The organism is uncultured Cedecea sp. (genome assembly GCF_947498825.1).
Taxonomy (GTDB): Bacteria; Pseudomonadota; Gammaproteobacteria; order Enterobacterales; family Enterobacteriaceae; genus JGM124.
Window position 1 is genome coordinate 1 of sequence record NZ_CANMLV010000015.1, and the last position, 23,923, is coordinate 23,923.

Below are 23,923 nucleotides of genomic sequence, written 5' to 3' on the forward strand. Positions count from 1 at the left end.
GGTCCAGTCCGCGATAACATTCGCCACGGTTCGGGTACAGACATCGACCTGGACCAGCGCACTCTCCTGCTGGAGTGCGCTGAGCTGCTGTTGCAGGGCATGGATCTCGCTCTGGCGGCTGATATCCTGGCGGCAGGCCATCAGCTGTTCGGCCAGCGCTTTTTCTGCGCTAAAACGCTGCTCCTGGTCAGCAATCTCTTCGCCGAGGGCGGTACGCTGTTTCTCGATAGTCGCCAGCCGCTCTCCCCGGGAATGGCCGCCAGCGGCGATGTCTTCCAGCAGCGCCTGCTCTTCCAGGGTTAATGCGGTCTGCCGGGCTTTCAGGTACACCAGGGATTCCGGTACGGTATCCAGACTCATACGCACCCGGGCCGCGGCCGTATCCAGCAGATCCACGGCTTTGTCCGGCAGCTGACGGCCGGTCAGGTAACGACGGGAGAGCGTGACCGCCGCGCGCACCGCATCATCGGTAATATGCACCCCGTGATGCTGTGCATAGCGGGATTTCAGGCCTCTGAGCATCAGGCAGGCGGTGTCGTCATCCGGCTCGTCCACTAACACCCGCTGGAAGCGGCGCTCCAGGGCGGCATCACGTTCAAAATACTGTTTGTATTCAGACCAGGTGGTGGCGGCGATGGTCCGCAGTTCGCCGCGCGCCAGGGCAGGTTTCAGCAGGTTAGCCGCATCGGCACCGCCGGCCTGGTTACCCGCGCCGATAATAGTATGGGCTTCATCAATAAATAACAGGACAGGGGTCGGTGACTGCTGCACCGCTTCAATCACGTTTTTCAGGCGTTGTTCAAATTCACCTTTCACGCCTGCTCCGGCCTGTAACAGCCCAAGGTCGAGGGTGCGTAGCGTGACGCTCTTAAGGGATTCAGGAACGTTGCCTTCGGCAATGCGCAGCGCCAGACCTTCCGCCAGGGCAGTCTTTCCGACACCGGGCTCCCCCACCAGAATCGGGTTGTTTTTACGGCGACGGGAGAGAATATCCACCATCTGACGAATTTCCGTGTCGCGACCAAATACCGGGTCGATTTTGCCTTCTTTCGCTTTCGCGGTGACATCGAGGGTAAATTTATCCAGCGCATTCTGCAGGGCGGGGCTGAGCTCGCCTTCTTTTATTGGGGCGCTGTCCGGCTGGCCGACAAACGCGACTTCACCGCCGTGGCTTTGTGCCAGTTCCGCGTCTTGCTGCATTTCCGGGCGTTCGTCTGACTGGGCATCCAGCAGCGGGCGCAGGCGTTCCAGCTGGCTCTGGCTCAGGGTCAGTAACGGCCAGAGCCCATCGCAGCCTACGCGATTTTGATTATTAACCAGCGCCATCAGCAGGTGAACGCTGCGAATATAATGTTCCCCCGCCAGGGAGGCAATCAGCCAGGCGTCCTGCATCAGCAGCTGAATCGTGTTCGAAAGCTGCGGACGAGTACGTACCGTGCGGGGTTGTTTATCCAGCCAGCCCAGTAAGTCCTGCCAGAGTGCATCCATATCCCACTCATAGCGGCGTGCCAGTACAGTGAGATCCCCTTCCCCCTGCTCCAGCAGTTTCAGCAGCCAGTGCTCCGGCAAAATTTCCGCGTGAGCACGGGTTTGACAGAGCGAAGCTGCGCCTTCCATCGCTCGGGCACAGTAAGGGTTAAGACGACGTAGCAGCATTGCTGGATTTTCCATTTGTTCTCTCTTTCCGTTGAACAGGCTATCGCCCGCCACTTTTCCATTTAAGAAGTCTTAAGCACATCAGGTCGTATTTCTGGCGATATCTTTTGGCTCAACGCCCGCTCTGGCAGACGTTCAGTAAAAACAAAAAGAACAGGCAGATTTCACTGCCCGTCAGTCGCTTACGCTGTGGTGCGTTCATTCCAGAAATTGTCATAGAATTCCCCTCTATTGTGTTGCAATACGTCACCATCCTGTAATGACGACTCGGTGGTTCAGTTGTGGACAGCCAGTGTTATCAGTTTGGAAAGGTTAAAATCTGAATGAATAAACCGATATGGCGGTTTTGGGTTATTACTCGATATAATTATCTGAAGAATAACACCTGACAAATGGGAGTGTAGAAACGTTCACCAGATGATTGGAAATGGAATTATGTAACATAAATTTACTAAAGACGGAGCTGGTAAAAATATATTATTTACATGATTTATAAGAGAATTCTCAATTTGTGGAATTGTTCTTTATGAAATAGTGAGATGCTACTAACAGCCAGTTTACTGAAAAATGAGTCAGTACAAAAAAACAGATAAAAATTTAAATAAACGGTTTTTTAACTTATCGAATAAATGAGAGATAACGCGTAATTGATCGCGTGCAAAAATTACGATTCCCCCAGTCAAAATATTTTTATTTTCCAGCTGAGAAATTTGAGCCAGGTACAGTATACAGAGCGAATCCTGAAAACGAATGCGTAGCGCTTAATCGTCCAGGGGATTGCCTGCCTGAAATCTGCCTTTACTCCCGTGGTAAATCAAAAAAACAAAGCAACAGGTCTGATATCTCTTGACGTTATCAAACCATTCTGGTTAATTTCTGATGGCTGTTCATTTACCCATTAACCAGATAAAAATAAGGAGGATCCTATGTCGTGCTGTGAACGTTTTTTTTGTTCACGTACTATTGGTGATCGTCGCTGCTCAAGTGTTATCGATAGCGTACTGCGATAACTTCGGCTTGAGCGAAGCATACCTTTAGACACCTTCACTCGGGCTTACGAGTTATCGTCAGTGGTGTATGACGAGGCATAGCTATGCCTGTAACTCTTGAGTAAGCACATATGAGTACTTTATTAACTGCCCAATCCCTGCAGCTGGATACCCCATTTGGTCCTTTACTGGACAATATTAGCCTGACCCTGAAAAAAGGCGATCGCGTCGGTTTGATAGGCCATAATGGTTGCGGTAAAAGCACCTTGCTAAAAATACTGGATGGCACCCTTTCCCCGACGAATGGTTCACTGACTCAGGCCCATTCCTGTCTGCTGTCCAGAGTAGAGCAACATCTCCCCCCTGAACTGATGAGTCTTACCCTGTTTGAGGCGGTACGGGAAAAGATTGATCCACTGCTGCAAGAAAGCGAAAGCTGGCGAGCCGAAACGCTGCTGGCAAGTATGGGCTTTGCTCCCGCGGACTGGCACCTCAACGCCAGGACCTTGAGTGGCGGGCAGCATACCCGTCTGTTACTGGCTCGCGCCTTAATCAGTCAGCCCGATGTATTATTGCTGGATGAACCCAGTAACCACCTCGATTTGCCGACAATGCTGTGGCTTGAACACTTTCTGAAAAACTGGAACGGCAGTTTTATTCTGGTGTCACATGATGTCAGTTTATTAAATGCCGTCACCAATACCAGCTGGATTTTGCGAGATCGTATTCTGCACTGCTTTGCCCTGCCATGCTCGGCGGCCCGCGAAGCATTAGCAGAGCGGGATACTGCAGACCAGCAGCGTTTTCAGGCAGAGCAAAAAGAGATAGATCGCGTGACTGTGAGTGCTAAACGTCTGGCAACCTGGGGACATGTCTATGATAACGAGGACTTATCACGTAAAGCGAAACAGATGGAAAAACGGGTCGATAAGCTGAAAGAAACGCAGACGGAACTCAGTGCCGGGAATCAGTGGCGTCTGCAGCTTAAAGGCGATGCTTTAGTTGCCGACCGTCTGCTGGAGCTGGAAGATGTTTACGTGCGACCCGCACTATCCAGCCCTCCGCTGTTTCATCTGCCACTTCAGCGGTTAAAAAGTGGTGATCGGGTAGCGATTATTGGTCGAAATGGCTGCGGAAAGTCTTCATTGCTGCGCCTGCTCTGGCAGCAATTTCAACAGACCCAGACCGCGGGCAGTATTCGTTTTCATCCCCGCGTTCATACGGGATATTACGATCAGAACCTGCATCAGCTTAATGATACCGATACCCTGCTTGATGCTTTGGTTCCTTTCGCCACGCTGATTGAACAAGACAGGAAAATGGCCCTGATAAGCGCAGGATTCCCCTGGATACGTCACCAGCAAACGGTCAGCACCTTAAGCGGTGGAGAACGGTCAAGACTCCTTTTTGTCGGCCTGACGCTGGCCCGCTACTCGTTGTTAATGCTGGATGAACCCACTAACCATCTGGATATTGAAGGGAAAGAGGCGCTGGCAGAAACCCTGCAACAATTTCCGGGCGGTATTTTGCTCGTTACACATGACAGGAATCTGATAGCCAAGAGCTGTAATCGTTTCTGGCTGGTGGATAAAGGTCTGCTCAGTGAATGGCATTCTCTTGATGCGCTCTATGACCAGTTAACCTCGGAGGAGACTGAAGAGATAAAAACGGAGGTCGTATCCATCCCGGAAATCAGCCAGCCCTGTCAGGAAGCTGACATCCTGCTGGAACGGCTGGTTATGCTGGAAGATCTGCTGGAAAAAGATCTCGCTCGTAAGGAAAAACATCAGAAACCTCAGTTACAACAGCAGTGGCGCCAGGAAATTGATTATCTGAATAAAAAACTGGCTATTTAATTACACCTGACTTTGTTTCGCGGAGTATATTACACCGCGAAACAAGTCTTCTATCTATACCCGTCATACTTCAAGTTGCTTGGGTGTTACCTGCGTCCAGCCCGCCGAATCACAGAGTGTATCTATGCTCATCGACGGGCTGAACTGGGCGCCTACAAGCAACTCGAATTATTTTGGGTATATATGCTAAAAATATAACACCACGATAAAATAAGTATTTTTATTGATTGTAAATCAACAACATAACAACCACCACTGTTATTATCTGACTTATTTATCACTTACGTCGCAACAATTATTGAAATAACACAGTATGATTTAACCAGGATAAATAATTCGCTCATACTGATAAGATAATACTTATGACAAATAAACGTTTTCTTGACTGTAATGCTTCAGATTTAGCCTTAATAAATAAAAATGAACTTCTATATGCTATCCGTGCCAGCGAAGGACGTGTACTGGTCAGCGAATCTATTGCCATTACGCAACCACTACTGGGCAGCATCACCAACGCAGAACTGGCCGCCTCTCAGGGGGCCGACATTCTGCTGATCAACCTGTTCGACTGTAATAATCCTCAGATCCAGGGAATGCCCGAGAATACCGCACCAGAACGTATACTGCACGAGTTACAGCATCTGACAGGCTGTATCATTGGCGTGAATCTCGAGGCAATAGACCCTGAATTTTCAGCAAAGCACGCCGAGTTCTGGAAAATGGAACAAGGACGAACGGCAACAGCGGAAAATGCCTTAAAATTGATTTCCATGGGCGCTAAAATTATCGTTCTGACCGGTAATCCCAATAACGGCGTCAGTAATCGTGCGCTTGGTCTGGCACTAAAAGAGATACGCGATGCCATAGGCGATGCTGCCATCCTTATCACTGGGAAAATGCATGGAGCCGGTATTGTACGGGAAAGTGGCAGCAAAATTATTACCGAAGAAGACGTATCCTGGTTTGCCTCACAGGGAGCCGATATTGTCTTGCTGCCCGCCCCAGGAACAGTGCCGGGTATGAGCCAGCAACGTGTAGCAGAACTGGTTGATACTGCCCATAAACAGGGAGTACTGGCCATGACCGCTATCGGAACGTCTCAGGAGGGTGCCGACGTGACGACCATCCGCCAGATAGCGCTGATGAGTAAAATGGCGGGGGCAGATCTTCATCATATCGGCGATACCGGTTATATGGGACTGGCGCTCCCGGAAAATATTCTCGCTTATAGCATTGCTATTCGCGGGGTGAGACATACCTATACTCGTATGGCTCGATCAGTTAACCGCTAGGCAGACACCTGGAGTCTGTTTCCGACCATGCTGATACGGAAACAGACTCATACAGAGGATACTGTTCAGGATCTTTGCTGGTTTTTATGTAGCCAGATCAGTTTGTAGGCGGCAGGAATGATAAACAGCGATAATAATGGCGCAGTTATCATGCCACCAATCATGGGGGCAGCAATACGGCTCATCACTTCGGAACCGGCCCCGCTACCCCATAAGACCGGCAGTAATCCGGTAATAATTACCGCCACGGTCATGGCCTTGGGACGTATGCGTAATACCGCTCCTTGGTAGAGAGCGTTATCCAGCGCCTGTTCACTGAAGGTTCCCGGTTGCGATAACTGGGGGTTATCATCGATTGCATGTCGTAAATACATGAGCATCACGACGCCAAACTCCGCTGCCACGCCGGCAAGGGCAATAAACCCGGTCCCGGTTGCTACCGATAAATGGAAACCTTGCCAGTAAAGAAACCAAATCCCCCCAACCAGAGCAAAAGGCAGGCTCAATAAGACAAGCAGGGCCTCATCAAAGCGGCGAAATGCCAGATAGAGCAGTACAAAAATAATGACCACCGTCATAGGCACCATCATGCTGAGTTTTTTACTGGCATGCTCCAACAACTCAAATTGTCCGGAAAAGGTCACGCTGGTCCCCGGTTTCAGTGTCACCTGTTCATCAATAGCGGTTTTTAAATCCTTGACCACTGACACCATATCCCGGCCCCTGGTATCAATATAAATCCAGTTACCGGGCAGCGCATTTTCCGTTTTCAGCATATTGGGGCCGCTACTCACGCTGATTTCCGCCACATCACCCAGCATAATTTGCTGCTTCAGCGGTGTGAGTACCGGTAACTGTTTTAATGCTTGCGGACTGTCACGGTATTCTTGCGGATAACGCATACTGATGGGATATCTGGCAATACCGTCCACCACTTCACCGGTTTGCATACCGCCGATCGCAGAGGAAACAAATAACTGTACATCGTCAATGGTCATGCCATAACGTGCGGCTTTTTCCCGGTTAATATCCACCGTAATATAGCGCCCTCCTTCCAGACGTTCTGCCAGTGCCGAGGTGACGCCCGGAACCTGACGCGCCACTTCTTCAATACGCTGTGCGGTCTCATCCAGATCGGCCAGTACGTTTCCGGAAACCTTGATGCCGATGGGACTTTTAATACCCGTCGAAAGCATGTCAATTCGGTTACGAATAGGTGAAACCCACAGGTTCGCAAGGCCCGGCAGACGCACGGTTTTGTCCAGTTCTTCAATAATTTTTTCAGGAGTCATACCCGGACGCCACTCACTTTGTGGCTTTAACTGAATCGTTGTTTCCAGCATCTCCAGCGGCGCAGAGTCGGTCGCGCTATCCGCGCGCCCTGCTTTGCCAAACACCGTCTCGACTTCCGGGACGGTTTTGATCAGCCTGTCGGTTGTTTGCAATAAGGAGCGTGCTTGCGCGGCAGAAATACCGGGCAAGGTCGATGGCATATAGAGTAAATCACCTTCATCAATTTGCGGCAGAAACTCCCCCCCGACTTTACTCAGCGGCCAGGCTACTGTCAGAATAGACAGCAGAGCAACGGTAAGCGTGAGTTTTGGCCAGTGCAACACACGTAACAGCAACGGATGATATAACTTGATTAGCCCCCGATTGAGCGGATTACGCGTTTCCGCCGGGATATGTCCGCGAATAAAAAAACCCATCAGTATCGGAATAACGGTGATAGCCAGCAGCGCAGCGCCTGCCATTGCATAGGTTTTAGTGAAAGCCAGAGGTCCGAACAATCTCCCTTCCTGACCTTCAAGGGTAAAAATAGGAATAAATGACAGCGTAATAATCAATAAACTGATAAAAAGCGCCGGACCGACCTCTATCGAAGCATCAGTGATAATTTTCCAGCGTTCAGCATTGCATGGTTTTTCATGCGGATGCTTGTGATTCCACTCTTCCAGCCGTTTATGGGCATTCTCTATCATCACCACCGCAGCATCGACCATCGCACCCACCGCAATGGCAATGCCCCCGAGAGACATAATATTGGCGTTAATTCCCTGAAAGTGCATGATAATAAAGGCGATAAACAGCCCCAAGGGTAAGGATATAATCGCCACCAGCGCAGAGCGCATATGTCCGAGAAATAACCCGCAGACCACGGCAACGGCAATAAACTCTTCCAGTAATTTATGACTAAGATTAGTAATCGCCCGGTCAATCAACCCGCTGCGATCGTAGGTCGTCACTATCTCAACGCCCGGTGGCAGGCCACTTTGCAACGTATTAAGTTTGTCTTTCACTGCGGCTATCACCTCGCGGGCATTTTTACCCGATCGCAGAATAATCACGCCACCAGCAACTTCGCCCTCGCCATTAAGTTCAGCGATACCACGCCGCATTTCTGGCCCGATCTGCACCCGGGCTACATCCTGTAAATAAACGGGAACGCCATTCACATCGGCATTCAGTACTATATGATTGAAGTCATTGATGGATTGCAGATAACCGGTTGCCCGTACCATATATTCCGCTTCAGCACGCTCTATCGATGCCCCACCCATTTCTTGGTTAGAGGCATTAAGCGCATTTTTAACCTGTTGCAATGTGATGCCATATTGCACCAGCTTTGCCGGATCGATCTGAACTTGATATTCCCTGACCATGCCACCTATAGAGGCGACCTCTGATACATTAGGAATGGTTTTGAGTTCATACTTTAAAAACCAGTCCTGTAGAGAACGTAATTCAGCCAAATCATGCTTGCCTGTTTTATCCACCAGGGCATATTCAAAAATCCACCCCACCCCTGTGGCATCCGGGCCTATTTCCGAACGAATGCCCGCTGGTAAGCGGTTCTGCGCCTGGCTAAGGTATTCCATGACCCTGGAACGAGCCCAGTATTGATCGGTACCATCTTCAAAAATGACATAAACCCATGAGTCGCCAAACTGTGAAAAACCCCGTACCGTTTTGGCTCCAGGAACGGAAAGCATGGTGGTGGTTAGTGGATATGTCACTTGATTTTCAATAATCTGCGGTGACTGGCCGGGATAGCGGGTTTTGATAATCACCTGGACATCAGAGAGATCAGGTAATGCATCCACCGGCGTATTTACGACAGTCCAGCTTCCCCACAAAATAAGAAATAGCACACCGAGCATAATCAAAAAACGGTTGGCGACAGAACGCCGAATAATCCATGCAATCATCATCTTTCCCTTAATGTCCGGAATGCTCTGTACGGAGGGAGTCATCGGTCAGGTTTTCAGGCGTTTGCAACCTTTCCAGAGCACCGTTGATATTGGCTTCGGAGTCAATCAGGAACAGTCCATTCACCACTACCGACTCCCCTTCAGCCAGCCCTTCTACTGCCGCCTGGGATTCTGATTCGCGGACGAGCTTGATAGTTTTCGGCACAAAACGCCCCTGTGAGTTGACGGTGATCACTCGTTGCTGCTGACCGGTATCAATAATCGCCGGGGCAGGAATCAATACCTGTTCCGGCCCCTGAAGATGAAGATTCAGATAAGCATTCATTCCGGGTTTCAGTCGTTGTTGGCGATTATTTATCGGGATACGGATCTGCAATGTCCGTGTGGCAGGATCAGCGCCGGGCAACAGACTCCATTGTTGAATAACGAAATCTTCATCCGGATAAGCGGGTATTGAGAGACTCAATTGCGCTGCGTCATTCAGTAAAGCAGCCAGCGACTCAGGAACAGCAGCGGTCACCCAGACAGGATCAATACCCTGAATTTGTGCAACCACATTATCTTTAGCGATATTCATCCCATTGCGTAGATCAAAAGCAGTAATAACCCCCGTAATTGGGGCCTTCAGGGTAAAATGCGTTTGAATAACACGCTCTTTCCGTAAACGTTGAATATCTTCTTGTGGCATACCCGCCAGTCGTAAACGCTCCAGAATACCTTTCAACTCACCTGCCGTCCCCCCAGTCGCCGACAAGAGTAAATATTCGCTCTGTGCTTCCACCCATTCAGGAATAGTAATATCGATAAGCGGTGTACCCGCCTGGACTTTATCACCAAGAGTCAAAGGATATACCCGTTCAACAAAACCGTCAGAACGCGCCTGAACAATAGCGAACTGGTGGTCGTTAAAACCAATATTCGCGGGCAGTCTCTGACGATATTGCAAATGGCCTTTGTGAGATTTTTCTGTTTTTAATCCCAGATTTTGCAGCAGTACCGGATTAATACGGACTCCTTCAGCATCCTCACTGGCATCTGCTTCATCACGATATTTGGGGACCAAGTCCATATCCATAAAAGGTGACTTTCCCGGTTTATCAAATTTGGTATCCGGTTTCATCGGGTCATACCAGAACAGGACTTCCCTTTCGGCGGGTGAGCGGCTGACCTGCGAATCCGGATATAAATAAGGATATGCCATGGCCATTATTATACTGCCGAGAATAAGGCCACCTGCTACGGCGATAGCCAGTTTTAATTTTGAAGAAACCATATCCGTTCCTGCCATCTGGAAATATATCCGTTACATTTCAATATGCCCGCGATATAATATTTATCCGGGCATACGTTAAATACTACTTAACTTCAATGCTCTGCAAGATGTAATCACTACCCTGCTGAGTGAAAGAGAAATTAATCGCCTCACCGGGTTTGAATGTATTCACCTTGGCGGCCACCGGCGTGAAAATAAAATTCATTGTCATCGGCGGCCAGCTAATTTCCGGGATTGCATCATGTGATATGGATATTTTCTGCTGTTTATTATCAATGCCTTTAATCACCCCGGCAGTTTGATAAAGAGGTTCTTTCATCTGTGCATCTGCCTGAGTATGATGAGTTTCACCATGTATATTATGGTGGGTTTCATTCGCTTTTGCGGTATAGGCTGTTGTCATAGATGCAATGCTTAACAAACTGATTTTTAATAGTTTATTCATATTATTACTCCAGGAAGAGAAGAGTGGAAAATTACACTTTCCAGCCACCACCAAGGGCAGTGAAAAGATTTATTTCATTAATTTGCCTTGCATACTGCAAGTCGACAATTGTTTGACGGGTGGTAAATAAAGAACGTTGCGTATCTAATACTTCGATATAACTGCCCACACCGCTGGCGTACAATCTTTTCGCGCGTTGCAAGGAGGTATTTAATGTTTTCAGATAGCGTTGCTGGGCAATCAGTTGCCTATATAAACTGTCACGTAATGCTAAGCTATCGGCAACTTGTTTAAAGGCATTTTGAATTTTTTGCTGATAATTCACCACTGCTTGTTGCTGGAGAATATTAACCCGTGCCAAGTTTTGTTGATTACGATGTGCATTAAATATCGGCAATTCAATTTTCGGTATAAAACTCCATAAACCACTCGCTGTATTAAATAAACGATTTAATTCACTACTGCTACCTGACAGGCCACTGGTCAGATTGATCGCAGGGTAAAATGCCGCCCTGGCAACACCGATATTGGCATTTGCAGCTTTTAGCTGATGTTCCGCTTCGAGGATATCCGGGCGCTGAAGTAAAATGTCTGATGATAAATGTGCGGGAAGTCTGACAGGGTTAAATTCCATCGCCCCAGTCGACGCAGAGACTCGTCCGGTCTGATAACTGCCGAGCAAAAGTTGCAGTGCATTCGTCGTTTGCGCCAGCTCGCCTTCTCGTCTGGCTATTTCAGCCTCGGTACTGTCGAGCACTCCGCGGGCTTGTTCCAGCGCCAGCAGATTACTGCTGCCATTCACGACCTGCTGCCTGACCAAGGCATAGGCTTGCTGGTAGTTACGACGGGTATCTTGTGCTATCTGTAACTGCTCGAATATTAACTGCTGATTAAAATAGTTCTGAGAAATAGCAGAGACCAATACGATATGCACATTCCGTCGAGCCTCTTCGCTGGCCAGCAGGTTTTGTTTTTCAGCTTCGATGCTGTTTTTCAGTCTTCCGAAAAAATCCAGGTCAAGACTTAATTCCAGCCCAATGTCATACTCTTTGCTACTGCCTTTGTCCGCATTTAATCCTCCCTGATAACGAACGCTTGATGCACCATTAAGCTGTGGATATCGCTCCGCTTTAGTGACACCATACTCGGCACGGATCTTCTGAATTTTCAGAGCCGCCATCTCAATATCGCGATTGTTCTCCAACCCGCTGGCGATCAGTTGCTGAAGCTCTGGTTGCGTGAAAAAACTGCGCCAGCCGGTATCCTGATAACTATCTGCCACCGCAACCAGCCCATTTTGCGAAAGTGAAAACTGTTGAGGTACCGGAAGGTCTGGAGTCTGATAGTCCGGTACTAGATTGACACAGCCCGTCAGAATAAATCCGCTACTTAGAATCAGTTGCTTTAATGTAAACATATCGCTTCTCGCCAGAACCTGCTTGCCCGCATCGGGTCAAGCTCTATCAATGGATGACAGCAGGCACCTTAGCTGAATGACTCTGTTGGCAGGGTTACAGGATAATGACAAAGTTGTCATTATTGGATGAAGCCGTTGCTATCACCACAGGGCCCACTAGAATGGCTCTATCAGAAGGTATCGCACGGTGAACAGATGAAAATATTAATTGTCGAGGATGAGGTAAAAACAGGCGAATATCTGAGCAAAGGTCTTACAGAAGCGGGATTTGTGGTTGATCTTGCTGATAACGGTCTGAACGGATATCACCTGGCAATGACCGATGAATATGACCTGATTATTCTCGATATTATGCTACCCGACGTGAACGGCTGGGATATTGTGCGTATGTTACGTACCGCCAATAAAGGTATGCCTGTCCTGCTCCTCACTGCCCTGGGTACCATTGAACATCGGGTTAAAGGACTCGAACTGGGCGCTGACGACTACCTGATTAAACCCTTTGCCTTTGCTGAGTTGCTGGCCAGAGTTCGTACGCTGTTACGCCGGGGCACCACCGTTATTCAAGAAAGTCAGTTCCAGGTTGCCGACTTAGCTCTGGACTTAGTATCACGTAAAGTCAGACGCGGTAGTACACGCATCACACTCACCAGCAAGGAGTTTACTTTACTGGAGTTTTTTATCCGCCATCAGGGAGAAGTCCTGCCACGGTCACTGATTGCCTCTCAGGTCTGGGATATGAATTTTGACAGCGATACCAATGCGATTGATGTTGCGGTCAAACGCTTACGCGCCAAAATAGACAATGATTTTGAGCCTAAGTTGATTCAGACAGTTCGGGGTGTCGGTTATATGCTTGAGGCCGCTGATGAGCATTAGACGTCGGCATCGTCCCTTTTCACTTGCGCTCAGACTGACATTTTTTATTAGCCTTGCAACGATTTTTGCCTTTGCAGTATTAACCAGTATCATGCTTAGCTCGGTAAAGAACCATTTTGCCGAAATGGATGAGCAGGATCTGAATAAGGTTAAAATGACGCTGTCCTCCATTTTGCTTGAACCTGGGGCATCTGAGGCGGAAAAAGTAGAAAAAGTCAGTGTGATCCTTGCCAGTTACCGTCATATATCAGTATTGATGCTCAATGCTGACAACCAAATGCTATACCAATCGCCCGGCGGCCCTGATTTAGTGCCGTTACTCAACACGCCTCAGTTTGCCGAAAGCCTTAAAACAGGTTCCGTTTTTCAGTGGTCTGACCGACGTCCTGGCGCCACTGCTCAGGATGACCACCGCCCTAAAACCTATCGAATCATTGCAGCTTCTGTCAGCGCGCCCTATCACGGAAAAGACGCAACCTGTACTTTTGTTATCTCATTTTCCATCGATTTTCATCTCCATTATCTCGATGAGCTTAAATATAATCTTTGGTTGATTGCGGCAGTAATGGGACTACTGATTATTCTGATCGTGGTATTTGCAGTACACAAGGGACATGCCCCACTGCGTACTGTCAGTTTGAAAATAAAAAATATCTCTTCTGAAAATCTGGATGTCAGGCTTGATCCCAGAACGGTCCCGGTTGAACTGGAACAACTGGTTATCTCCTTTAACCATATGATTGAACGTATTGAAGATGTTTTTACTCGCCAGTCTCATTTTTCCGCTGATATTGCTCATGAGATGCGCACCCCGGTGACGAATCTGGTAACACAGACAGAAATTGTTTTAAGCCAGCCCCGCAGTATTAAAGAGCTGGAAGATGTGCTCTATTCCAGTCTGGAAGAGTATAACCGGATGGCGAAAATGGTCAGCGATATGCTGTTTCTTGCTCAGGCCGACGATCATCAACTTATCCTTGAACATGCCCGGCTGGATCTCCGGGCGGAAACACTTAAGGTATTCGATTTTTTTGAGGCCTGGGCTGAAGAACAGCATGTCTCACTCAAGATGAGCGGGCATCCATGCTGGGTTGAGGGAGATGCGCTGATGTTACGGCGGGTGATGAATAATTTGTTATCTAACGCGATCCGCTATACGCCAGAAGGCGAAACTGTCCATGTTACGCTCAGTGAAAATGATGAATGGGTAAAGGTTGTCATTGCCAATCCCGGCCCCGTGATTACGCCTGAACATCTCCCGCGATTGTTTGACCGTTTTTATCGGATAGATGCTTCCCGACAGCGTAAAACAGCAGGTAGTGGCATCGGTCTGGCAATTGTGAAATCGATTGTTCGTGCCCATCAAGGAAAAATCCATGTCACGTCGGACCCGGTTTCTACGCGTTTTACGCTGTTACTTCCGCGTTTAAAATCATAACGATTTTACCGGCAAGCGTGATAAGTGAAGTGTCGCTATAAAATAGAAAAAGTAAGGCTGATAGCCTTACTTTTCAGATTGCTGACAAAGAAGGAAAAAACGTGGTTTTTCCTTCTTTGTGTTATCAGCCGAAAATCAATGAATTGATTTTCCTGTTTATTTTCGTAAATAAGCGCTAAGAATCAGATATCACTTTAGCTTCGTCATCAGTCTCCGTAAGGCTGATAGCCTTACTTTTTCTTATCACGTTGCTGAAGAAACAATTAACTCAGGTCAACATTCTTACTACCGAAGAACCAGGTCAGTATAAATCCTGCAGTGTAGGAGATAAGAATACCGACCACGTAGACGGCCATTCCGGCAAAGATCCCTTGGTTTGAGGTCATCAATGGAATGGATACCAAGCCTGACGGACCAAATACGGTATTTAAGCCAACCGGCAGACCCAGCCAGGCAACCAAACCAATAAAGAACCCCCCTACTGCGCCGCCCAGACATGCGGTCACAAAAGGTTTCAGTCGCGGCAAAGTTACACCGTAAATAAGAGGCTCACCGATACCTAACAGTCCAGGGAAGATTGCGCCTTTCACCTGGGTACGCAGCATTGAACCTTTCGCCGAACGAAAATACAGTGCCAGAGCAGCACCAACCTGTCCGCCACCTGCCATCGCAAGAATTGGGAACAGCGAGTTAAAGCCCTGGGCATCCATCAAGGCAAAATAGACCGGAACAAATCCCTGATGAATACCGAAGACCACCGCAATCAAGAACAATCCCGCCAGTACCGCAGTCCCGATAGGGTTACCATTAAGATGCAGGAACAACCAAGTCATGCCTTTAAATAGCTCGCCACCGATAGGCATAATGGCCAGGTAAGTCAGCGCACCTGTCAGTAATAATGTAATACCTGATGTCAGGATCATATCGAGGTTATCAGGCACCAGGCGACGAACCTGACGTTCAATCCATGCCCCAGCCATACAGGCTAATAACACACCGATAATATTCCCGCGAGGATCAATCGCCAACCCGAAGAAGTTGTCCATTCCGGCGTAGTAACCTACGGTGCCTTCCGGCACGTAGCGCAGGATAAACAGTGAAGCAATAATGGCACCATTAACACCGGTACCACCAAAAGCTTTCTGGGTGTTAAAACCAATCAGAATACTTAAGAAAGTAAACAGACCTATGCTGAATACTTTCATGTAAGCAATCAGCTGGCTCAACCAAGCCGCCGGCGCTTCTCCTTCAACATACAGCGATTGCTGAAGCAGTGTCGCGATACCGAGCAACAAACCGGCCGCAATAAATCCGGGAATTAACGGAGTAAAAATGGTGGCGAATTTGGTCAGAAAGTTATGAACAGCACTGTTCTGTTTCGCTTTCATTTGTTTTTTATTCTGGCTGGCGAGCGCCTGTAAATCAACAGACTCACTATTATCAGGCTCTATCTCTGCGCCAGACTTGATCATTTCATTCATCATGTCGCTGGCGGTTTGTGCTTTGCCAGGGCCGAGAATAATTTGCAACTGGTCATCGCCATTGACAACCCCAAGCACACCCGGAATTTTCTTTAATTCGTCAGTTTGGACAAGATCACGATTTTTCAGCGTCAGTCGAAGACGCGTCATGCAGTTGCCACAGAGCGAGATATTGTTACTGCCACCGGTGAGGCGCAGAATATTTTCAATCATCGAGCCAGTAATTTTAGCCATAATTAGATATTCATTCCCTGAAGGGTTTGACGAATAAAGCCATTGTTTTTATTTAATAACACACTGGCTTCGTTAGCAGATAATCCGCTCAGCACCATTAAAATTGCCGTTTTACAGTGACGCTGGCACGCATTCAATGCTTGTTCGGCCATCTCAGGTGTACAGTCAGTCGCTTCAACCACAATATTGACCTGACGCTGAACTAATTTGGCATTGGTCGCTTCAACATCAACCATCAAATTGCCATAGACCTTACCGCTGCGGATCATGGAACCGGTGGTTATCATATTCAGTGCCAGCTTCTGTGCAGTTCCTGCTTTCATACGGGAAGACCCGGTCACAACTTCAGGGCCGACCACTAATTCAATCGCAATATCAGCGCTCTGACTCATTGCACTTCCCGGATTACAGGAAATTGCCGCAACCGTTGCACCAACACTTTTCGCGTAAGCCATCGCCCCCAGAACATAAGGTGTACGGCCACTCGCCGCTATCCCGACCAGAACATCTTTTTCATTAAAATCGATGTCTTTCAGATCTTGAGCGCCCATCTCAGCATTGTCTTCTGCGTTTTCTACCGCCTGCAAAATAGCTTTATGACCACCGGCAATAATGCCCACTACCTGGCTTGCAGGTGTACCGTAAGTCGGCGGACATTCACTGGCATCCAGGATCCCTAAACGGCCCGAGGTACCTGCACCGCTGTAAATCAAACGACCACCTTTGGCAAAAGCATTAACGACCGCATCAACGACTTGTGCAATTTGCGGAATTGCCGCTTCAACAGCCAGAGGAACTTTCTTATCCTCTTGATTAATAACAGATAATACATCCAGCGTGGATAAGGTATCAATTTCCGCACTGGCTGGGTTGCGGCTTTCAGTGATCATTCTTTTTAAGTTAATTTGCATAATGCTCAATCCGTCAAAGTAATCTGTCGACTATGATATGGAATATTTTATTACTGGTTAGTGATGTTAGTCACGTTAAAACGATTCATTATTAGCTTTAAAAACAGAATAAAACCGTAATAAAATAAATATTTATAGAATAAATCAATTCAAATCAATGATATATATCAATTCCTTTATTTGGAATATTTATGGAATAATTTATTATTAATATTGCCAGTACCGTTCAGCATGAGCCAGGATGATGCTCTTGTAAGCGAATGATTGACGAGTGACATGTAATATTGTTCTGTTTCCCTCAACAGGCTATCGCCGCTATGATGGAAACTCTTGTTATTTTCCGGGTCAACACCGATGCGTATTTTACAACTTATTTCGCTGAATAAAGAACAATTTACACCGGGTGAACGAACTATCGCCGACTATCTGTTAGCGCATCCAGAAATATTGAAGCAATGCTCATCACAAGAAATTGCCAGTCAGTTAAATATTAGTCAGTCGAGTATCGTCAAGTTTGCCAAGAGACTGAACTTCCGTGGCTTTACTGACCTTAAAATGGCCTTAATCGAAGAATGGGGACCATTAAATAAACAGATTAACATCGAGAATCAACACTTACACAGCAGCATCAGTATTCATGACAGCCCGGCCATAATTGCTGAAAAACTCTGCCTTGAAAAGCAACAAGCATTGCGTAACTCCACTGACAATATAAATTTTTCGCAGCTGGAAAAAGCCATCTCTTTAATGAAATCAGCTCGCCGTATCCAAATTACCGGTATTGGTGGCTCAGCACTGGTCGCTAAAGATCTCGCGTATAAACTGATGAAAATTGGTTACCCAGTGATGAATGAAATGGACGGGCATGTGCAAATAACGGTAGCTCAATCTTTAGGTCCGGGAGATATTCAGATTGCTATTTCCTATTCAGGTTCACTGAAAGAGATCTTACTGGCTGCTCGCGTCGCGAAAAATAACGGCGCACAGTTAGTTGCTGTCACATCATTGCAGGAAAGTCCGTTGCGGAAGATAGCCGATTACACCCTGGATACGCTGGCTGATGAAACTCGCTGGCGTAGTTCTTCTATTTCGGCCCGAACCGCCCAGAATACGATTACAGATCTACTGTTTGTTTGTCTGCTGCAAGAGGATAACGAAAGAAGTCAGCAGTATATTAACCGCAGTAAAGAGATGATCGATAAATTAAAATAAAACCCGGGGCGCTTGTCCCCGGGTAAGTACTACCTTTTCTGTATCTTGTCGACATTACCAGGTATGGCGAATACCAATCGAGTAGAGACGGAAATCCTGGGTATTATCATCCCCATAAGTCAGATGAACCTGCTGACTGTTTTTGGAATGCTGCCATGTTGTCTGTTCCCATGCCAGATTCGTCCACAATGTGGTTTTAGGCGTCAGGTTATAGTTTACAATCAGCCCTAAACGTAGTCCGCCATTGTCTGCCCGGTTAGTTGTTGCCCCGGTAACCGGGTCATAATTCTTTTCATTGAGGAAGTAGCGGAAATAAGGCTGAATATTCCATTTTTCATTAATAGTGGTAGGGAAATAGCCGCGGATCTGATTCTGCTCCCAGGTTTTATCGCCATGGCTGTTCCAGGTCCAGTCAGTGTAATACATCAGTTTAGCCAGCATTTTATCGTTGATTCTATACTGGAAGCCATGCTCACTTTCCCACTCCCAGTCATTATAACCCGGTCCAGAGAAGGCATTATCATAGTAGTACCCGGCATCCCAGAAAACGAAAGCAAATTTTTCGGTGAAATTATAACTACCGCCGGGGATCAGCCAGTAAGAGTGGTAAGAGTTTCTCGCGGGCATACCACTTTTTACATCATTTGATTCTTTACGATAAACAAAGCTGAGATTCAGGGTGGCATCCTGATTTTTAATCAGATTCCGGTTCGCCTGTAATTGTAAGCGGTTACGATTATAAGAGGTCTTTTCTGAATGAAAATTAGTCGTATAATTACGCATGGAGACTTTATACTCCATGAAATAGCTCCACTTTGAGTCCACTGGCTGAATAGCCACTTGAACTACCGGGCTGATTTTATCAAAAACTTTCTTGTCGTTAATTTTATAGCCTTTAAACTCTTCTATTTCCAGGAAGGTATTACTGGAAATATTAAACCTTGATTCTTCAGCACTTTTTTTAGTGGGTTGTTGCGCTGATTTTTCTGTTGCTTTCTCTTCAAGGGGCTCGTCAACTACAGCCTGACTAACGGAGGGGAGTGCAGTCAATAATAAAAACAAATACGAATACTTTGCATAATTCATAGAAAGCCTGCCAATTATAACTCATCAGTTTTTGAGGGGTGTTTTATTATATATACCTAAAATAACTCGAGTGACTTGTCGGCGCGCCTCACGCACGCAACACCCAAGCAGCTTGAAGTATGACAGGTATAACACTTTTCCATAAAGGGGCTGTATTATCTACAGCCCTTTACTTTAAATAATATTAGTAGGTCAGTCCGTGACCCAGTGGATAGATGATTTTTCCATTGCTATCTTTAATATCAACAGGAAGTTTACCTGTCGGCTTATTAAAGGTAACGCCCTGGGAATCTTTAAACAAACTTCTGATACCTGCTTTAATATTTGCTTCTAAAGAGTTACGGCCTGCATTGGTAATATCAAAACCAGTAATACCATAAATCGCAATATTCGCATTCACATTCTTCAGAGCAGAAATATCATACGGGTTACGAGAAGATATAACGACCACAGGCTTTTTATATTTTGCCGCCAGGTTAATAATCGACTGCGCAGCATTATCTTGTGCTTTCAAATTATAGGTCACAAGGATAATAAAATCAGAATGACTAATTTGCTTATCCATTCCCTGAGGTAAGGCTTGTCCCGCCAGGTCAACATCAATACCGGTCGCGGCGATCGTTTTACCTTTCAACTCGCTGTTGATTTGATTTAATTCTTTTTTAATCAATTCGTTACGAGCCTTCTCATCTGAAATAACCAGAATGTTATTCTGTTTTTTCAGTTCAAAAGGTAACACACCTTTGTTTTCGATTAAGGTCACTGACTTTTCAGCGACTTTGCGTTCGTAGTTTTTATGCTCAGCTGAAGCGACAACAGACATAGCATGCGCTTCGGTATACATCGGCTGCGGTAAGAGTTTGTTATCGAGCTTATATTCAACAACTCGCAGTGCAGATTCGTTGATACGCTTCGCTAACTCAGGGTTAACCTGGCTTTGTTTTTCAATATACTGATACAGGCTGGCTAATTTCTCCATGCCTTGCTTATCCCAGATATGAACTGGCATAACCGCAACATCGACACCTGCTAAGTATGCCTGCTCTACCGCTTCATTGGTGCCAAAGTTATCGGCGACAGCCCCCATATCTAACGCATCGGTAAAGACCAAGCCTTTGTAGTGCAATTCATGACGTAAAATATCCGTAACGATTTTTTTCGATAGCGTGGCCGGTAAGCCCATTTCTTTACCGTCATGTTTAGAAATCACTTTGCTGTTATCCAGCGCAGGTACCACAATATGTCCGGTCATAATAGCTTTGACACCGTGATCAATAGCATATTTGAACGGGACTAAATCGTTCTGCCGCCACTCTTGTTCAGAATACGGCACGACAGGTAAGCCAACATGTGAGTCGGTCTCGACATTACCGTGGCCGGGGAAGTGTTTGATGGTTGCAGTAACATGATTTTTCTGTAAACCGTTGATATAGGCGCTAGCCATATCGTTAATCAGTCCTGTATTGCTACTGAATGAACGAACACCAATCACCGGATTATTTTGATTCACATTGACATCAACGGAAGGTGCAAAATTAATATTCACGCCTAACGCTGCAAGTTCAGATCCATGAATTTCACCTGACCCTTGCGCCATAGAGATATCTCGCGTGGCCGCTAAAGCCATATTGCCCGGCATCTCGGTGCCTTCACGTAAACGTGTAACATAGCCACCTTCCTGATCGGTTCCAATCAGCAGAGGTAAACGATAGCGTGCACGTTGAATATCTTCGATCAATTTATAAGACTGGGCAGTCGTCATGAAGTTTTCACGGAACAAAATAATGCCGCCGAGACGATTATCATAAATCATATCCGCCAGAGCTTTAGGCAGTGCATGAACACTGGTTTCTTCTTTGCGCTCTCCGGCATATCCCTGTGGGTTCTCATCCCACTGACGGATATCCAGCATCAGCATTTGACCAATTTTTTCTTTAGTCGTCATTTGCGAAAGGATCAGTTCCGCATTTTTATGCGGATCTTTCCACAAGCCTTCTAACTGAGCGTCAGTGAGAGGTGGTTGCGCAACATGGCTGACACAACCTGCAAGTAATGCACTAACCGTCATGGCGACTATCTTTTTCATTTATGACCTTTTGTTACTCAAATGTTGCTATTGGGGAATTTTTGATTTCGCATAGTATCATTTTTTGGAATTAATTATTCCTTGCCATTGATCACAATTTTGATTTTTCTCACCGCGATAGCCGAATTAACAGGCAAAACAGGTATGTTTTATGTCAGAAAGATACAGGCCGCAGGATTGATTATTTTATTAATTTCAATGAGGTAGAAGCGAATTAATGAGCCTGATGCAAGGAGTAAGATTGGGATTCAGGTTGGATATCGCGATCGCCGATAAGTGACGTCGTCACTTAGAAGAGAACCTATTGCTGATACTATTTTATTGATCTCCATCATCATTCTGCCGTTAAATAGCAGCCTTCTATTTCTCGTCTGATACTTCTTATGATTGTTCGTCCTCATCAGCACTGGCTGACCCGATTATTTGTCTGGCATGGTTCAGTGTTGGAAAAAATCTATTCACGACTCCTGCTAAACCTGCTTCTCTCAGTCTGTGTCATTTTCTTTCTGCCCTGGTATGAAACGCTGGGTATCAAATTAACCATGGCGCCTTTTAGTGTGCTAGGGGTGGCGATTGCTATCTTTCTGGGATTTCGTAATAGCGTTTGTTACGCGCGTTTTAACGAAGCCAGGCTGTTATGGGGACAACTGGCTATTACATCCCGCTCCTTACTGCGTGAGGTCAAAACACTGCTGGGACATCAGCCAGAGTCAGTCCGGATATTTATTAATTTACAGTTAGCTTTCTGTAATAGTTTACGAATGTCACTGCGTAAACAGCCGCAACAAGCCACATTGAGTCGTTATTTAACGCCTGAACAGCTTGCCTGGGTCAGCGAAAGCCACTGTCCTCAGAATCGCATCCTGATCCTGATGGGGAACTGGCTCAATGAAAAGCGTCAACAAGGAGAGATCTCCGACATTGTATGGCAAAGCCTCAATGAGAATTTAAATGCACTTTCTGGTGTAGCGGGTGGCTGTGAGCGTATCATTACCACTCCATTGCCCTTTGCTTATAGTCTGATCCTGCACCGGACAGTCTATATCTTTTGTATCATGCTCCCCTTTGCCCTGGTTACCGATCTGCATTACATGACGCCTTTCCTCTCGGTATTTATCTCTTATACTTTTATTGCCCTTGACTCATTGGCAGAAGAGCTTGAAGACCCTTTTGGTACCGAAGATAACGACCTAGCCTTAGATGCTATTTGTATTGCCATTGAACGTGATATCCGGAATATGAATGATGAAAGCACTTTGCCGCCAGCCCTCACCCCAAATCGCTACTACCGTCTGAACTAACGTTTCCATGCAGACTCCGCCCCCGTAATACAGCGGATGTGGAGTCTGGTCACTTACAAAAAGATGTTTATAGAAAAGACGATGCCATTTAAGACATATCCGATTACTCTCGCCGCGAAGCACCCGATAAATTATTGACTTATACTTTCCCTGTTCAGTTTTTACTCATCCGATACAGTCCGCGGTATAATGCGCTAAAAATCCGTACTTATTCCTTATCTGTTAAACAAATATTTTCATAGGAATAATGATTCTTAACTATCCTTAAATGATCCCTTACAGAAAGCTAAAATTGCGTTAATAACACTTTAATTTTCAGAAAATAAAGGTATTACAATGCAGGACTGGAACCCAACATCTTATTTACGATTCGAAGCTGAGAGAACCCGCCCGGTAAAAGAACTCGCTGCTCGCATTCATTTTCCCGAGGCGGCTAACATTACTGATTTAGGTTGTGGCCCAGGTAACTCTACTGCAGTGCTATGTAAGCAACATCCTAAAGCGCATATCACCGGAATAGACTCTTCGCCTGCGATGCTGGAAAAAGCACGCACCATCTTGCCAGGCTGTCAGTTTGAGGAAAACGATATCAGTCGCTGGCAAGCGGAAAAAAAACAGGATGTCATTTTTGCCAATGCCTCTTTGCAATGGGTGAACGATCACGAGACACTTTTTCCTCGTCTGGCCGCCCAACTTTCACCTCGCGGCGTTCTCGCCGTTCAGATGCCCGATAACTGGCAGGAATACACGCATCGTCTGATGCGAGATGTTGCCGAGGAACAGGGACATTCACCCTCTCATCGTGAGGCTGTTCTCAGTGCCCAGGCCTACTACGAACTCTTAAGCCATGCAGGCTGTGAGGTGGATATCTGGCGTACCACTTACTTCCATGTTCTGCCCTCAACGCACGCGATTATTGACTGGTTAAGTACCACCGGACTACGCCGATTTGTTAATCATCTGGATCCACTCCAGCAAGAGGCTTATCTCGAACGTTATCATGCGCTACTCAAGCAACACTACAAAGAACAATCAGACAGTAATATTCTTATGCCCTTCCCTCGCCTGTTTATTGTGGCTCGTAAGACTTTGTAATTATTAAATAAAAAAGCCGCCAGAGGTTGATAGCTCTGACGGCTTTTTGACGAATAAAGG

16 protein-coding genes are annotated in these 23,923 nt (G+C 46.6%); 7 read left to right on the plus strand and 9 right to left on the minus strand.

Features of this window, described 5'->3' with window-relative positions:
- Nucleotides 1-1,671: AAA family ATPase (locus Q1A40_RS15255; protein ID WP_300001506.1), on the minus strand; the 1,671-nt coding region annotated here is incomplete at its 3' end.
- Between the two features lie 1,105 nt (nucleotides 1,672-2,776).
- Here Q1A40_RS15255 and Q1A40_RS15260 point away from each other — a divergent pair.
- Together Q1A40_RS15260 and Q1A40_RS15265 are read left to right on the plus strand one after the other, a co-directional pair.
- On the plus strand, nucleotides 2,777-4,501 hold the full coding sequence (locus tag Q1A40_RS15260) for an ABC-F family ATP-binding cassette domain-containing protein (RefSeq protein ID WP_300001507.1): 1,725 nt from the start codon (nucleotides 2,777-2,779) through the stop codon (nucleotides 4,499-4,501).
- A gap of 362 nt (nucleotides 4,502-4,863) precedes the next feature.
- Nucleotides 4,864-5,793: a haloacid dehalogenase-like hydrolase gene (locus Q1A40_RS15265; RefSeq protein WP_300001509.1), complete on the plus strand. Its 930-nt coding sequence runs from the start codon at nucleotides 4,864-4,866 to the stop codon at nucleotides 5,791-5,793.
- A 65-nt stretch (nucleotides 5,794-5,858) separates the two neighbouring features.
- Here Q1A40_RS15265 and Q1A40_RS15270 read toward each other — a convergent pair whose 3' ends face one another.
- The 4 genes from Q1A40_RS15270 to Q1A40_RS15285 form a co-directional block, all read right to left on the minus strand.
- Nucleotides 5,859-9,002, minus strand: a complete 3,144-nt coding sequence (locus Q1A40_RS15270) for a CusA/CzcA family heavy metal efflux RND transporter (RefSeq protein ID WP_300001707.1) — start codon at nucleotides 9,000-9,002, stop codon at nucleotides 5,859-5,861.
- Nucleotides 9,003-9,012: 10 nt separating this feature from the next.
- Nucleotides 9,013-10,278, minus strand: coding sequence for an efflux RND transporter periplasmic adaptor subunit (locus Q1A40_RS15275; protein WP_300001511.1), 1,266 nt, complete (start codon nucleotides 10,276-10,278; stop codon nucleotides 9,013-9,015).
- Nucleotides 10,279-10,360: 82 nt separating this feature from the next.
- Nucleotides 10,361-10,723, minus strand: coding sequence for a copper-binding protein (locus Q1A40_RS15280; RefSeq protein ID WP_300001513.1), 363 nt, complete (start codon nucleotides 10,721-10,723; stop codon nucleotides 10,361-10,363).
- A gap of 31 nt (nucleotides 10,724-10,754) precedes the next feature.
- Nucleotides 10,755-12,140: a Cu(I)/Ag(I) efflux RND transporter outer membrane protein gene (locus Q1A40_RS15285; protein ID WP_300001514.1), complete on the minus strand. Its 1,386-nt coding sequence runs from the start codon at nucleotides 12,138-12,140 to the stop codon at nucleotides 10,755-10,757.
- 195 nt (nucleotides 12,141-12,335) lie between these two features.
- Between Q1A40_RS15285 and Q1A40_RS15290 the strand changes: the two genes are divergently transcribed.
- The gene (locus Q1A40_RS15290; protein ID WP_300001515.1) at nucleotides 12,336-13,019 is read left to right on the plus strand and encodes a copper/silver response regulator transcription factor; all 684 of its coding nucleotides are present in this window, start codon (nucleotides 12,336-12,338) and stop codon (nucleotides 13,017-13,019) included.
- A complete protein-coding gene (locus Q1A40_RS15295) occupies nucleotides 13,009-14,457 on the plus strand; it encodes a Cu(+)/Ag(+) sensor histidine kinase (RefSeq protein WP_300001517.1) in 1,449 nt (482 codons plus the stop codon). Before Q1A40_RS15290 ends, Q1A40_RS15295 begins: the two co-directional genes overlap by 11 nt.
- A 263-nt stretch (nucleotides 14,458-14,720) precedes the next feature.
- Here the strand turns inward: Q1A40_RS15295 and murP are convergent, their stop codons facing one another.
- Nucleotides 14,721-16,172: a PTS N-acetylmuramic acid transporter subunit IIBC gene (murP, locus tag Q1A40_RS15300; protein WP_300001519.1), complete on the minus strand. Its 1,452-nt coding sequence runs from the start codon at nucleotides 16,170-16,172 to the stop codon at nucleotides 14,721-14,723.
- A 2-nt stretch (nucleotides 16,173-16,174) separates the two neighbouring features.
- Complete coding sequence (murQ, locus tag Q1A40_RS15305) at nucleotides 16,175-17,083, minus strand: N-acetylmuramic acid 6-phosphate etherase (RefSeq protein ID WP_300001521.1); 909 nt, start codon at nucleotides 17,081-17,083, stop codon at nucleotides 16,175-16,177.
- A 354-nt stretch (nucleotides 17,084-17,437) separates the two neighbouring features.
- On the opposite strand from murQ, the gene Q1A40_RS15310 reads away from it, so the two are divergent.
- Complete coding sequence (locus tag Q1A40_RS15310) at nucleotides 17,438-18,295, plus strand: SIS domain-containing protein (protein ID WP_300001523.1); 858 nt, start codon at nucleotides 17,438-17,440, stop codon at nucleotides 18,293-18,295.
- A 54-nt stretch (nucleotides 18,296-18,349) separates the two neighbouring features.
- Here Q1A40_RS15310 and Q1A40_RS15315 read toward each other — a convergent pair whose 3' ends face one another.
- Nucleotides 18,350-19,381: an OmpG family monomeric porin gene (locus Q1A40_RS15315; protein WP_300001524.1), complete on the minus strand. Its 1,032-nt coding sequence runs from the start codon at nucleotides 19,379-19,381 to the stop codon at nucleotides 18,350-18,352.
- A 184-nt stretch (nucleotides 19,382-19,565) separates the two neighbouring features.
- The gene (locus Q1A40_RS15320) at nucleotides 19,566-21,467 is read right to left on the minus strand and encodes a glycoside hydrolase family 3 protein (RefSeq protein WP_300001525.1); all 1,902 of its coding nucleotides are present in this window, start codon (nucleotides 21,465-21,467) and stop codon (nucleotides 19,566-19,568) included.
- 383 nt (nucleotides 21,468-21,850) lie between these two features.
- Here Q1A40_RS15320 and Q1A40_RS15325 point away from each other — a divergent pair, with 383 nt between their 5' ends.
- Both Q1A40_RS15325 and tam read left to right on the plus strand, forming a co-directional pair.
- Complete coding sequence (locus tag Q1A40_RS15325) at nucleotides 21,851-22,768, plus strand: bestrophin family protein (RefSeq protein ID WP_300001527.1); 918 nt, start codon at nucleotides 21,851-21,853, stop codon at nucleotides 22,766-22,768.
- Between the two features lie 336 nt (nucleotides 22,769-23,104).
- On the plus strand, nucleotides 23,105-23,863 hold the full coding sequence (gene tam, locus Q1A40_RS15330; RefSeq protein ID WP_300001529.1) for a trans-aconitate 2-methyltransferase: 759 nt from the start codon (nucleotides 23,105-23,107) through the stop codon (nucleotides 23,861-23,863).
- Nucleotides 23,864-23,923 lie beyond the last annotated feature (60 nt).